This window comes from Methanosarcina sp. A14 (assembly GCF_001729375.1).
In the GTDB taxonomy this organism is placed as follows: domain Archaea; phylum Halobacteriota; class Methanosarcinia; order Methanosarcinales; family Methanosarcinaceae; genus Methanosarcina; species Methanosarcina barkeri.
Genome location: NZ_LZPK01000365.1, coordinates 1 through 13,412 on the forward strand (window position 1 = coordinate 1; position 13,412 = coordinate 13,412).

The window sequence follows — 13,412 nt, forward strand, 5'->3', positions numbered from 1 at the left end:
ATTCCTAAATATTCCTAAATGTTTCTAAATGTTTCTAAATGTTTCCATTTGTACTCTATTTTTCGATATTTTCTGCGGGAGGCTTACGCTTCAATGAGTCAATGTACCTCTATGGGTTCTTATTATCTCATAATATAAATATTAATAGTCATTGACAGATAGGTTAAGCAATTCAAAGCTTATGCCACTGTATTCTTAACGTGAAGTAAACTTATCTAGAATTGTTTTATTGTCACTATCTTTTTTCTGGTATATTAGAGTCCATAATTACGAAGGCTCATAAAACAAAAACTTTATATGCAAATTTTACGTACTTCTTCCAGGCAGCATTGTACATAGATGAACATCATCTTTCCCGTGGCGTAAAATCACGGTGAAATACTTTAAAATAGATTTTCAGATTCTCAAAATGACTTTAATAAATAGCTTGAGAATTCAAATTCTTTTCAACTTTAATTATTTCCTTCTAGATTTATCAAACTGTTAAAATATTACCCTGAATTCGAGATGAGTTTATTGACTGATAAAAAGTTATTAATGGGTAATGAAGCCATTGCACTTGGAGCTATGGAAGCCGGCGTCCAGGTGGTTACAGGGTATCCCGGAACACCCTCGACCGAAGCTCTGGAGACAATTGCCCGGTATGCAAACAGGTGTGGAATCTATACCGAGTGGTCCAGCAACGAAAAAGTTGCACTTGAAACGGCCGCTGGAGCAGCTTATTCCGGGGCAAAAGCGCTTGTGACCATGAAACAGGTAGGGCTAAACGTTGCATCCGACCCTCTTATGAGCCTGAGCTATATTGGGGTAAAAGGAGCTCTTGTCCTGCTCGTTGCCGATGATCCCGGGCCTCATTCTTCCCAGACTGAACAGGATACTCGGGCTTTCGGGCACTTTGCAAATATTCCTGTCCTTGACCCGGCAACCCCTCAGGAAGCCTACGAACTGACAAAGCTTGCTTTTGAGCTTTCGCATGAGTTCGAAATTCCTATTATCCTGAGAACCACCACTCGGGTCTCACACAGCTGCGGGGATGTCGTGGTCGAAGCTGCAGAACCTGTTCCGGTTGAAGCCATTGAGGAGGGTTTTGTAAAGGATAGGCGCTGGACAATCTTTCCGAAGCTTACTGCCGAACGGCACCCCTGGCTTGAAAGTGTGCAGGAAAAGCTTTCCGAACGCTTTTCCGAGCTTTCCTTCAATTCGGTAGCGGGATCGGGAAAAATCGGGATTATTGCTTCAGGCGTTTCAGCCCTTTACGTAAAGGAGGCTATCGAAGCTGTTAGGGGTTTTGAAGAGTTGTTTACACTCTTCAGGGTAGGGACAGTATATCCGTTTCCGGAAAAGGCAGCTCTTTCTTTCCTGAAAGGCATTGACCGGCTGCTCGTTGCCGAGGAGCTTGACCCTTACCTAGAAGAACAGGCGCTCCAACTTATAGGAAAAGCACATCTGCCTGTTGATGTTTATGGAAAGAAGAACGGCTTTTTCCCTGTGAGCGGGGAATACAATGTGGATATTGTTATTGACAGCCTCAACCGCGCACTTGCAGCGTATGGAGAGAGTTTACGCCTTTCTCATGCTTCTCCTGCCGTCTCAAGAGAAAAGCTTCCTCCTCTTCCAATTCGGGCCCCTGCTCTCTGTGCCGGTTGTATGCACAGAGCCGTTTTTTACGCTTTCAAGCAGGCTGCAAAACAGCTTAAAAAAGAGTCTCAAACTGATACGATTTTCTCAGGGGACATTGGCTGCTACACCCTTGGAAATGCTTATCCCCTTAACATGGTCGATACCTGCCTCTGCATGGGTGCAGGGATAAGCCTTGCAGGAGGGCTCTACCATACGAACCCGAAGACAAAACAGGTGGCCTTTATCGGTGATTCTACTTTTTTCCACTCAGGTATTCCTGCAGTGATAAACGCTGTCTATAACGGAGCTAACATCACCCTTGCAGTGCTTGACAACCGTACAACTGCAATGACAGGACACCAACCCCATCCTGGCGTAGGCATAACCGCACTCGGAAATGTTTCAAAAGCTATTGATATTGCAGACGTAGTTCGGAGCTGCGGGGTTGAGTACGTAAAGATAGTAAATACTGTAGACCCGGACAGCCTTGAGAGCTGCATAAAAGCCGCAAAGGAAGCCATGAATTTCAATGGACCGTCGGTTCTGGTCTTCAAAGGCAAGTGTGTAGGGATTACAAAACCAGACAAATATTACAAAATAAATCCTGAAGCCTGCACAGGCTGTGGTTTCTGTATAAAAGAACTCGGCTGCCCTGTAATTAACCTTGATGGGGATAAGCCTGTCATACAGGACAACTGCAGCGGCTGCGGGCTCTGTGCACAGATCTGCCCTTCAGAAGCCATCTGTATAGGAGGCGTAAAGCTGTGAAATATGATATTCTTATTGTAGGCGTTGGTGGGCAGGGTGTTGTGCTTGCTTCCCGCTTGCTTGCACTCGCTGCGATGAAAGCCGGATTCCACGTAAGCACTGCCGAAACCATAGGCATGTCTCAAAGGGAAGGTTCGGTTAGCAGCCATATAAGGATAGGAGACAAAGTTTCCGGGTCACTTATTCCCATTGGACAGGCAGACCTGCTTTTAGGCCTGGAACCTGCAGAAACCGTACGAAACCTGCCTTTTCTTAAGGAGGGCGGAAAGGTTCTGGTAAATACCCATGCTATCCCACCGGCATCAAGGCCGCCTGGAAGCCCTGAGTATGACCCTGCAGCTTTGCTCTCATTTTTGCGTGCATACTACCCTGATATTCTCTGCTCCGATTTTACGGAACTTGCAGACAAGGTAGGGACATACAGGGCTGCAAACGTTGCAATGCTTGGAGCGGCTGCAGGCGCACGAGTATTACCTTTTCAGGAAGAAATTCTAAAGGCAGTACTGGATGCCGAAATCCCTGAAAAATACAGGGCTGTAAACGATGCCGCATTCGAGCGTGCAAGGAAATGTATTAGATCTGTCTCCGGCACCTGAACTGGGGAGCAGAAGGTGAAATGACATGTATGAAGCATCCACTGAAGCTGAACTTGATCCCAATGTACAGCTTTACCATCCCAAAATCTCGGAAGAAGATACCTTTGCAAAATTGAAGGCACTGCTGAAGCGCGTAGTTGAAAATAGTCCTTTTTACCAGAAAAAGTTCAGGGAAGCAAATGTCGATATCGAGGACATAAGGTCGCTTGATGACCTGAAACTTCTTCCCTTTACGAATAAAGAAGAACTCAGGGACGCTTACCCTCTTGGGTTACAGTCCGTGCCTGACTCGGAAGTCGTAAGGATCCATTCCTCGTCCGGGACTACAGGAAAACCCATAATTATTCCTTACACCCGAAAAGATGTGGATGTCTGGGCCGAGATGATGATGCGCTGCTACATGCTGGCAGGCCTTACCAATCAGGACAGGATCCAGATTACTCCAGGGTACGGGCTCTGGACTGCGGGAATAGGGTTCCAGCTTGGGGCTGAACGCCTGGGAGCAATGGCCATACCTACAGGCCCGGGAAATACCGAAAAACAGCTCGAACTGTTTGTTGACCTGAAGTCCACAGCCCTTGCAAGCACTTCTTCTTATGCGCTTTTGCTTGCCGAAGAAATTGAAAAGCGTGGGCTTAAGTCCCAGATTCAGCTCAGAAAAGGCATTATAGGTTCGGAGCGCTGGAGTGAAAAGATGCGCAGCCGAATCGAAACTGAGCTGGGAATCGAGACTTTTGATATTTACGGGCTGACCGAGATCTACGGTCCAGGAATCGGCCTTGATTGTTCTTTCCATGAGGGTATGCATTACTGGTCCGACTACCTGCTCTTTGAGGTAATCGATCCCATTACGGGCGAGAAGCTTCCTGACGGCACGCTTGGAGAACTTGTAATCACGACTCTTACAAAAGAAGGAGCTCCCCTCATCCGCTACAGGACAAGGGACCTGACCCGGATAATTCCTGGACTCTGTAAATGCGGTTGTCCTTTCCCGAGAATTGACAGGATACTTGGCAGGTCAGACGACCGCATAAAGTTCAAGGCTGTAAATATTTATCCAGGCCAGATCGAAGACCTTGTCCAGAGGATTCCTGGTGTAAGTAGCGAATACCAGATCCTTCTTACCCGTAAGGACGGAAGGGACAGCATGATTTTCAAGGTCGAGATCGAAGGCGCAGAAGATCCTTCAAAGAAAGCAAAAACCGAAAAAGCTCTCAAAAAAGCCTTCAAGGACTTTATAGGTGTAACCGTGGACGTTGTGGGTGTAAAGATCGGAGAACTTCCCCGCAGTATGAAAAAGACAAAAAGAGTAATTGATGAAAGGGAACTGTGAAATCCCCTTTTGACCTTTCATCCCTAATTTCTTCTTTTATTTAACCCATATTTTACTTGTTTTTTATCAAGTACTTTTCACTTGTTTTTTATCAGTCAACTTTTCAATCGTTTTCTATCAACCCATTTTTCACTTGTTTTTATCAGTCAACTTTTCAATCGTTTTCTATCAACCCACTTTTCACTTGTTTGTTCCTTATTCATTTTTACTTGCTTTTCTCATCAACCGACTAATTCCTTAACTGTCATTATTTTTTACTCGGCATTTTACGGCTTATTCGATTTTATCTCCCTCTGTACGGGATAATTTTCCAGTATCCTTCTTTTCTTTTTCAAGATCGGTTTTGTATACAATAGTCCTGTAAGGGTACGGAATTTCTATGCCTTCCTTATCAAAACGCTTTTTAATAGCTTCCCTGATTTCGCATCCTGAACTGTACGCAACACTCCTGTCTTTAAACCAGACATTCATGCGGAGATTTACGGAAGACTCCCCCAGTTCGACAACATTTACTTTAACTTCTCCTCTCTCCCTGAAGTCCGGATCAACAGGATGAAGCACAGGGGGGTCAATAAATCCCATTTTAAGCGTTTCGGATTTGATTAAGCTGGGTTTTACAACGCTATATTGAACTTCTTGAGGGGGCATTACATTGGGATGTTTTCGGGCTTCTTCGATCATGATCTTTCTAGCCTGGTCAATGTCGGCATCATAGCTTATTCCGACGTCTATTGGCCAGATTACTGCAGGGTCTTCTATAGTCCAGTTAATTATCGCTTCATTGCTGATCATGGAATTTGGGATTATAAGCCGCCTGTTATCCCAGGTTATAATGACAGTGTGCCTGAGATTAAGATCCGTAACTTTTCCGTATTCATTCATAATATTAAGCCGATCTCCTACCCTGAAAGGTTGAAAAACGGCAAGGGAAATACCTGCGATTATATTGCTCAGTGTACTCTGGGCCGCAAAACCAATAACTATACCGGCAATCCCTGCCCCGGTAAATAGGGCAACCGAAAGGTTTTGAAGACTGGGAATGCTGTAAATAACAAGGGCAATCCCCATAAAATAGATTAATGCGACCACAATATGCCTGAACACCCTGAAGGATGTTGGGTCCATATGCAGCTTGCTACTTACTTTTGTGAAATGGCGTTCCAGAAGACGATTTACGTTCCGTGCAATAATGACAGTGATCAGGCCAATAAAAAGTATGAATATAAATGTACCGAAGTTATCTGAAAACCATGTAAGTGCCTTCTTTAAGCCTAAATCAAAATAAGACATATTCTCCACAAAAGAAGAGTTGTTATCGAGGGTTTCCATGCCATGATTGATTGGTAAGAAGCTTTAAATAAATATTGATTTAGAGAAAAATGGAAACTGTAAAAAAAGTATAGTTAGGCAAAGAAAGTTATCCCAGCCTGAATTTCAGGCAGTTTAAGCAAAAAAGAATTCCAAAAATTAGTAAACCAAAAAAGAGGTTTCGTGAACAGAAATTTCTTTTTCCATATTCTTTAAGGCTTTTTTGGTTCTGTTTATTATTTAATAAATAGTGAAGTTGAATATTAAATAAATGAAAGAAAGGAGTTACTTCCTTTCTTTGGCATACGCAACAATTGCGTCTTTAACTCCGTATTTAAATGCAATCACAACTGCAAGTCCCCATGCAAGTGGCCCTAAGAACAGATAGAGTATGCTCGTATTAACCAGCATTGTATCCAAAGCAAGCAAGATTACTATCAGATACAAGAAGCCTCTCAGAAGAGGAAGAAAGATGTCTATCTCTTCTGTACTAATACCTTTGAAAGCACTGGAAATATAGTCCATGACCACATCAATGGAGAGAAGTCCGATTATCAGGATCAAGATACCCGTAAAAAGGCGTGGCAAATACTGAGTAATATCTATAAATAGCTGAGTTATCATGGTCAACTGCAGGATATTGGATGCAGCCGCGAGAAATACCAGGTATCCAAATAGCCTGATCAGGCCTGATACGGTTCCTGAAACTGTCAGTCCTCCAGATTTGACTGAGGCTCCAAAAGCTGTTTCTTCGAATTTTTCATCTACTCCTGTTGAAATAAGTACTTTTTTTACCAGGTCGCTAATAAAGTCCACTACCAATAAACCAACAAGTAGCACTATGAAAGCGGATACCATGAGTGGAATATAGAGTATGATCATACTGATGAAATTATTCACCACCTCAATGTTCAGCAGGTCCAGAATGATCATAGCAAAGACGATGTAGATGAACCACCTGATTACGGCATCAAAAAAACCTACTGTACTCATCTGCGCTCGTTTTATCATTCCACCAATGATGGTTTTATCGACAAGGTCATCGAGTCCGATCTTATCCAGAAACCTTGCCCCGAGCTTTCCAAGAAAAGTTCCTACTATTTTTCCTACGATAATCAGTATGATTATCGCCACTAAAGTAGGAATGAATGCAATAAACTGATCAATTATATTGATAAAACTATTCGTAATTTCAGTTCCAACCAAATTAACCACTCCCTATATCTTTGTCCTAAAAATGACGATTTTTCCAGTTCCCCCAATTTTTGGAAAAACGTTTATATATTTAATTTATTATTATATCCAACGAATAATACATATATTTATCTGCAATTTGCCTGCAAGCGTTTAAAATGCTCTTTTTTAAATGTAAGTCCTATAAGTTTTAACACTCTTCAAACTGTGTTTCCAAACTGTGTTATAATTTCAAAATGGATATCCAGATAAAAAACATGCGCAGACTTAAATCAATGGAGTTTAATTACTGAATAATCTATTTTTATTAGAAGGTGAGGCAGAGAAATAAGCATGGTGACTTCTGGAAGAAGAGGATCACAAATTGGGCTTGCACCCGGATCACTTGTCCATGTTGGAGAAAAGAAGGTAGAAAAGGTAGTAATCCGGGTCCTGGCCTATAACAGTGAAAAGCTTGTAGAAAGAAAATTGGAGAAGGTTGAAGAGTGTCTGGAATTTAAAGACAAGTCCGATCTCAATTTCTGGATAAATGTGGATGGGTTGGATAGGGTAGATATCATAGGAAAGCTCGGAAGCTATTTCAATATCCATCCTCTTACCCTTGAAGATGTACTCAATACACGGCAGCGGCCCAAGACTGAAGATTATGATTCATATATTTATTCGGTTTTAAAAATGATTTTCTTTGATAAGGAAAATAAAGAGATCACCGTAGACCAGGTAAGCATTATCATCGGCCCTAATTATGTCCTCTCCTTTCAGGAAAGGGAGGGGGACGTTTTTGACATGGTGCGAGAGAGGTTTAAAAATCCGGCTTCTCGCCTGCGGAAAAGCGGGGTGGATTATCTTGCCTACGGCCTTATTGATGCTGTTATCGATAACTATTTTTTAATCCTTGAGCATTTTGGTGATAAAATCGAATACCTTGAAGAAGGGCTGGTATTACATCCAAGGCCTGAGACCCTCAAGACTATTCAAAAGTATAAAAGGGATATGATTACCCTTCGTAAATCCATCTGGCCTCTTCGGGAGTTGATAAATGGTTTGCAGAGGGTTGAGTCTGATCTTATTAAAGAGACTACCAGAGTTTACCTTAGAGATGTTTATGACCATACCATCCAGGTAATAGATACCGTCGAAGATTTCCGGGATATTTTATCTTCAATGGTTGATATCTATCTCTCCAGCATAAGCTTCAGGATGAATGAAGTTATGGAAGTCCTGACGGTCATAGCAACGATTTTCATTCCCCTTACTTTCATATCAGGCGTTTACGGAATGAATTTCAAATACATGCCTGAACTCAACTGGCGCTGGGGCTATCCGACAGTAATGTTTGCAATGATCCTTCTAGCAGTCAGCATGTTTATCTATTTTAAGAAACGGAAATGGGTTTGACTTTCTTTTTTCCTGGAGGCTTTTTCTTTTTGTCTCCTATTCCATTAAGCTTTTTATCCTTTTTTATCCCTGTTTATCTTTTCTTTTGCTTCTCTTCTCCAACTCTCTTTTTTCAGCTTTTCCTTCAGCTTTCTTTTTTTCAGCTTTTCTTCTCCAACTCTCTTTTTTTCAGCTTTCCATCTTTCCTTTGTTTTCTCTCCTTTGTTTTTCTCCTTTGTTTTTCTCCTTTGTTTTCTCTCTTGACTTTTAATCTGTGTTTCTTTTGATTCAGAAAAGTTATTTAAAGGCAAAATTTTTATAATGTAATACATCCATATTAAGAAATTTAAACAGTTCTTTAAAAAGTATTAGTTTTCGGGATATTATGTACGGCCGTTATAATCCCCCTTTTTCAGTTGAACAGGAAGGAATTGCCATTTCCGTGGAAAACACCGGAAAGCAGTGGATATACAGAAGGACGCTCGGAACGGAAAATGTAGAGAAAATTATTCTTGGAGATGAAAAGTGTCTGATTATAAATCCGGTAGAGCCCTTAAACACTCCTAAAGAAATTACTCCAAACCTGCTTATAGAGTTTGAGAAAACCCTGTTGCTTGCGGGAGGAGCAAAAAGGAAGATTTTTCTGACTTTTCCTATAGAGATAGGTGTTTTTATCGCGGATAAAGGAGAAAAAAATCTTCAGCTTCTTGATGTGCTGAGCCTGGTGAGACAGAAGTTTACTCTTTATGGAGAGGTTTCAAACGGAGTTATCTGTAAGCACTGGAAAAGCCAGATATATTCAATTTCTCCTTCCCCTAACCCTCTACAGGAAGGGATTATTGAACTGACTCTTCGAAATACCTCTTCAGATTGGGCTTCGATCTCAAAAGTAGTTTTCAGTGCATACGGCATGAAACTTTACTATGCTGGTGATGTTTTTATGCGAGCACGTATGGACGTCCTCAACAGAAACACAGCTGAAACAGGTTTTGAGCTGCAGCGTCTTAGCGGGGAGCTAAAGAGCAGTCCTCTGAAAGATTTTAAATCCAGGAAAGAAGCTTTTGGAGTCTATAGTCTTCAGAAGCTTGGTTTTGTACCCCTTAAATTTTACATGGGGTGGGGATTTTGATTATGGATCTTGATTTCCTTGACAACAACCTGCCTATCTTCGATGGTACCGTAACTCTGGGGTCTGTGCTAAAGTTTATACTCATTCTTTCTTTTTCAACCTTCCTTGTCAAAATTCTTTCACTTTATCTGCGCAGGTCTCTCAAAGATAAGGTCAGTAAGGATGCGGGTGAGACTATCATCAAAATTCTTTACTATGGCATACTTACTACTGTGTTTTTTTCTAACCTACGTTTAATAGGAATTAATCCTTCAGGGTTCCTGCTGGCAGGAGGAGTAGCAGGTATTGTCCTTGGTTTTGCAAGCCAAAACATTGTGGGAAATCTGATTTCGGGGTTTTTCCTCATGGTCGAAAGGCCCATAAAAATAGGGGACCAGGTTCAAATCAGTGATGTGTCGGGTTATGTCATAGATATCCGAATAATCTCTACTCTTATACGGACCTATGACGGACTTCTTGTTCGCATCCCCAACCAGCAGGTCTTTACAACAAATATCACAAATATTGTAGAGCATCCTGTCCGAAGGTTTGAACACACAATCAGGATTCGTTATAGTGATGATGCTAATGCCGCAATCTTTCTTATCAAAGACCTTATTGACAAAGAACCCTTTGCTCTCCTTAACCCGTCTCCTTCGGTTTTTGTAAACGACCTTGGAGACAGTTCGGTAAATATTACTGTAAGGATCTGGGCGCCTGTAAATGAGTGGTTCGGGATAAAAACCAGAATTCTATGGGATATAAAACAGACTCTGGAAGAAAATGGCATAGAGATTCCTTTACCGCAGCGTGTAGTTCATATTCAGACCGATTCAAAAAAAGTTCCTGAAAAAATGGCACAGGTGCCGGAAAAAGAAATCGATAGTGTACTGAATTACGAAGAAAGAGTTTTAGCCTGAATAAACCTGTTACTGAATAAACCTGTTACTGAATAAACCTGTTACTGAATGAATCTGCTACCGAATAAACTTGTTACTGAATAAACCTGCTACTGAATAAACCTATTACACAGACAGGTTTACTCAAATATTTTTAGATTTTCGGAATAAAAACGAGTTGCAACCGAAATAAAGCCTATTATTATTAATGAAACCAATGAGATTAATGAAACCAATGAGATTAAAGAAATCAATGAGATTAATGAAACCAATGAGATTAAAGAAATCAATGAGATTAATGAACCAACGAGATTAAAGAAATCAATGAGATTAACAAAATCAATGGTCATTAAATCAACTCTGATAGAAGAATAATAACAGAGAAATATTTTGATATTACACCAGGGGATAGAGGTCTTATGAAATTGAAAAATGACGTAGAAAGTGAATATACTTCCGAAGTGCTTGATTCCAGTAAGGTTCCAACAGAATGGAACGATGCATATCTTTTCAGCAGCAGAGAAGAGGCTTCAAAAGAGCTCGATAGACTAAAAAATGGGCCAAAAGAGATAAACGAAACTTTCCGCTCGAAATTTGAAAAATTGTCAGGGCCTGTTATGCTTGAGTATCTAGAAACCGAAAAAGCTTATTCAAAATCGATTGATGTTCTGTATACTTATGCATACACTCAACTCAGTAAAAATGTGAATGAATCGTTTCTTATTTCTCTGCTTGGAAGCGTTCAGGATCTGCTTACTGAATATAAGAAAGCTACAGCCTTTGCAACCGTAAAATTGACCTCGCTCGGGAAGGATGAATGGGACAGGCTCTTTTCCGAAGAACCCGGACTTGAGGCTTACAGGGCCTATCTTGAAGCTAACTATATGAGATTTATAGAGCACAAGCCAAGGGATGAGGCCCAGGCTGCATATCTTGCAGAACTTGAAAACCAGCGCATGAAACTGGAAACTGAAGCACTTTCCGAAATCACGAATACGGTTACAAAGGCGGGAGAAATCACGCTTGAGAACGGAGAGAAATTTTCTGTCAATTCTCAGTCCTACAGTACTTTACTATCAACAGATCCGAGCCGGGAAAACAGGAAAAACTGTTATGATAAGAGGTTCTACCACCTGATTAGTGAATCCGATTCCATGGCGTCCCTCTATTCCAAAAAAGCCCAGCTTGATGACCTTGTTGCCAGAGAGTTGAATTATACGGATTTCTATGACTACAGCCTTTATAACCTCTATCTTACCCATGCTCAGGTTGATGACATGAATACTGTTTTCAAGCAGAAGAAAGAGGTTTTTGAGGCTTACAATGAGTTCAGAAAGAATAAGCTCGGGCTTAACGTGCTCAAACCATATGACCTTATTCTGCAGCTGACGAACCAGCCTGGGAAGAAATATGCTTACATAGATGCTCTACGAGAGGTTCAGAAATCCTATTCGAGAATGGACCCTAATTTCAAAGAAATCTTTTTGAAAATGGTAACTGGCAGTTTCATAGATGTGTATCCTGACCCTGATCATGGAAAACAGCCAGGGGGTTATTGTACCGATTCCTGCGCACTGAAAGCTCCGCCTCTGATCTTTATGAACTATGACGGCCTTATCAGAGACCAGAAAACTTTAACCCACGAGATGGGACATGCCATTAATTTCTACCTCATGGGCAATTCCGTAGACTATCTTTACTGTACAGGTACGATCTACGAAATGGAAATTCCTTCCACTTTTAATGAAGAGCTCTTTGTTGATTACATTGTCGAAAACTCGGATAGGGATACCGCAGTTGCAGTCCTTTCCCAGCAGATCGATGATTACCAGAACTTCTTTACCAGGCAGCCCTTGATTACGGAATTCGAATATAAAGCACACCGGCTCTGCGCAGAAAAAGAAACGGTAAGCGGAGCAGAATTTAATGCTATCTGGACCGACTTTTCTAAAGAATACAGGAGCCGCTCAGTTGATTATTACCCTGAAGATTCCGCAGAATGGACTTATATCAACCATATTTACCTGACAAGCAACTACTATACCTTCAACTACGCGGTTTCAAAGGCAATAACCCTTGCTCTCTTCAAACAGTACAGGGAAGAGCCAGATGCTTTTAACAAAAACTATGTCGCGTATCTCTCGGCAGGCTCGACAATGCCTCCAGAAGAAAAACTCAAGGAATACTTCGGGATCAAAATCGACAGGCAGCTCTTTGAAGATGCAATGGACGTTGTTGAGTTGAGGATTCAAGAATTGTATAAACTGGCAAGGGAAGAATAAGAAAGATTGTTAATGAGTTCTCCAATGTGCTGAATAAAAAGGTTAGTTACCAGGGAAAAAAAGCACATGGAGCTATATTATTTTTCTTAAGGTAAGAGAATTAGCCCATTATCTCACAAACAAGAAGGAAAAAATAGATTTTGTTAAGCCTGAATATGAAATTGAGAGAATTAATTCTTATGACGTAAAGCAAAAAATCCTGAGTATTTCTTATGTTGACTGGAAGAAGTTAGAATTTTCTAAAGGAACTTTACACTATATGAAGCAGAATGCCAAGTCAGATAACTCATTTACTTTTAACAGCCATGTTCTGGAAAGAGTGAATAAATGGGAAGCATTGGTTTCAAATTAAAAGTAAAAATATGTATACATTTTACTGAAAAATGTAAAAATACGTATGTTTTTACTGTAAAAGTAAAAAAGGTAAAATTTACAGTAAAATAGTAAAACGTCATCAAGAGAGATTGTAAAAGTCTGTAAAATTGGGTACAGGGAAGAAAAATTAAATTGAATTTCACAAAAAACTTAATTCTTTTCAAATTCTTTTTTTGTAAATATTGCTCATTAAATTCCAAAAAGAAAAAGAAATCGTTTTAAGTATTAAGTTATATCGGGACTTATGGTGTCAGGCAGTTGAAAGACCAAGAGGAGATTAATGCTCAATATCTTAGCGAAAATCCAGAAAAACGTATAAAGGCGTTAGATCAATTAACTAACTTTTCACAATTGTCAGATAAGCGACAGGCATGCAGTGACTTGATTAGGCTTATCATTAATCAGAACAATGACATGAAATCGCGGGCCTCTCAAACTCTTATAACTATATTTCCTGACGTGCCAGATAAACAAAAAATATGCAATGATTTGATTAGACTTATCAATGATCAAGATCGTAATGTGAGAACGTGCGCCGCTGAAACTCTTACG

The 13,412-nt window shown here is 40.7% G+C and carries 10 protein-coding genes and 1 pseudogene; 8 read left to right on the forward strand and 3 right to left on the reverse strand.

All coding sequences use genetic code 11. The features are described from left to right. The first annotated feature begins 507 nt into the window (after positions 1-507). From iorA to A9239_RS16135, 3 genes are read left to right on the forward strand one after another with little or no spacing between them, the layout of a single operon-like run. The gene (iorA, locus tag A9239_RS16125) at positions 508-2,388 is read left to right on the forward strand and encodes an indolepyruvate ferredoxin oxidoreductase subunit alpha (RefSeq protein WP_230668846.1); all 1,881 of its coding nucleotides are present in this window, start codon (positions 508-510) and stop codon (positions 2,386-2,388) included. Continuing rightward, entirely contained in the window at positions 2,385-2,984 is a 600-nt protein-coding gene (locus tag A9239_RS16130; RefSeq protein ID WP_048117040.1) for an indolepyruvate oxidoreductase subunit beta, read from the forward strand. The genes iorA and A9239_RS16130 overlap by 4 nt, the downstream gene beginning before the upstream one ends. A 25-nt stretch (positions 2,985-3,009) precedes the next feature. Next, positions 3,010-4,317: a phenylacetate--CoA ligase family protein gene (locus tag A9239_RS16135; RefSeq protein ID WP_048117041.1), complete on the forward strand. Its 1,308-nt coding sequence runs from the start codon at positions 3,010-3,012 to the stop codon at positions 4,315-4,317. Between the two features lie 273 nt (positions 4,318-4,590). Here A9239_RS16135 and A9239_RS16140 read toward each other — a convergent pair whose 3' ends face one another. Then, entirely contained in the window at positions 4,591-5,607 is a 1,017-nt protein-coding gene (locus A9239_RS16140; protein WP_255361968.1) for a mechanosensitive ion channel family protein, read from the reverse strand. Between the two features lie 303 nt (positions 5,608-5,910). Then, positions 5,911-6,831 (reverse strand): hypothetical protein, encoded by a 921-nt coding sequence (locus A9239_RS16145; protein WP_048117043.1) that lies wholly within the window; start codon positions 6,829-6,831, stop codon positions 5,911-5,913. Positions 6,832-7,152: 321 nt separating this feature from the next. On the opposite strand from A9239_RS16145, the gene corA reads away from it, so the two are divergent. After that, the gene (gene corA, locus A9239_RS16150; RefSeq protein WP_048117044.1) at positions 7,153-8,217 is read left to right on the forward strand and encodes a magnesium/cobalt transporter CorA; all 1,065 of its coding nucleotides are present in this window, start codon (positions 7,153-7,155) and stop codon (positions 8,215-8,217) included. 53 nt (positions 8,218-8,270) lie between these two features. Here corA and A9239_RS16155 read toward each other — a convergent pair whose 3' ends face one another. Next, positions 8,271-8,528, reverse strand: coding sequence for a hypothetical protein (locus A9239_RS16155; protein ID WP_048176006.1), 258 nt, complete (start codon positions 8,526-8,528; stop codon positions 8,271-8,273). A 53-nt stretch (positions 8,529-8,581) separates the two neighbouring features. Between A9239_RS16155 and A9239_RS16160 the strand changes: the two genes are divergently transcribed. The 4 genes and pseudogenes from A9239_RS16160 to A9239_RS19970 form a co-directional block, all read left to right on the forward strand. Next, on the forward strand, positions 8,582-9,325 hold the full coding sequence (locus A9239_RS16160) for a DUF432 domain-containing protein (protein WP_048155657.1): 744 nt from the start codon (positions 8,582-8,584) through the stop codon (positions 9,323-9,325). A 2-nt stretch (positions 9,326-9,327) separates the two neighbouring features. Then, positions 9,328-10,224, forward strand: coding sequence for a mechanosensitive ion channel family protein (locus A9239_RS16165; protein WP_048155654.1), 897 nt, complete (start codon positions 9,328-9,330; stop codon positions 10,222-10,224). Positions 10,225-10,622: 398 nt separating this feature from the next. Continuing rightward, entirely contained in the window at positions 10,623-12,485 is a 1,863-nt protein-coding gene (locus A9239_RS16170) for a M3 family oligoendopeptidase (protein ID WP_048155651.1), read from the forward strand. Between the two features lie 633 nt (positions 12,486-13,118). After that, positions 13,119-13,412 (forward strand): annotated as a pseudogene (locus A9239_RS19970) (hypothetical protein); the annotation flags it as partial.

What these genes read in the sequence shown, in the direction of transcription:
- A9239_RS16155 (WP_048176006.1), bottom strand. Translation starts at nt 8,528, where the DNA reads ATGTATTACATTATAAAAATTTTGCCTTTAAATAACTTTTCTGAATCA.
- A9239_RS16170 (WP_048155651.1), top strand. Translation starts at nt 10,623, where the DNA reads ATGAAATTGAAAAATGACGTAGAAAGTGAATATACTTCCGAAGTGCTT.
- A9239_RS16160 (WP_048155657.1), top strand. Translation starts at nt 8,582, where the DNA reads ATGTACGGCCGTTATAATCCCCCTTTTTCAGTTGAACAGGAAGGAATT.
- A9239_RS16140 (WP_255361968.1), bottom strand. Translation starts at nt 5,607, where the DNA reads ATGTCTTATTTTGATTTAGGCTTAAAGAAGGCACTTACATGGTTTTCA.
- iorA (WP_230668846.1), top strand. Translation starts at nt 508, where the DNA reads ATGAGTTTATTGACTGATAAAAAGTTATTAATGGGTAATGAAGCCATT.
- A9239_RS16135 (WP_048117041.1), top strand. Translation starts at nt 3,010, where the DNA reads ATGTATGAAGCATCCACTGAAGCTGAACTTGATCCCAATGTACAGCTT.
- corA (WP_048117044.1), top strand. Translation starts at nt 7,153, where the DNA reads ATGGTGACTTCTGGAAGAAGAGGATCACAAATTGGGCTTGCACCCGGA.
- A9239_RS16165 (WP_048155654.1), top strand. Translation starts at nt 9,328, where the DNA reads ATGGATCTTGATTTCCTTGACAACAACCTGCCTATCTTCGATGGTACC.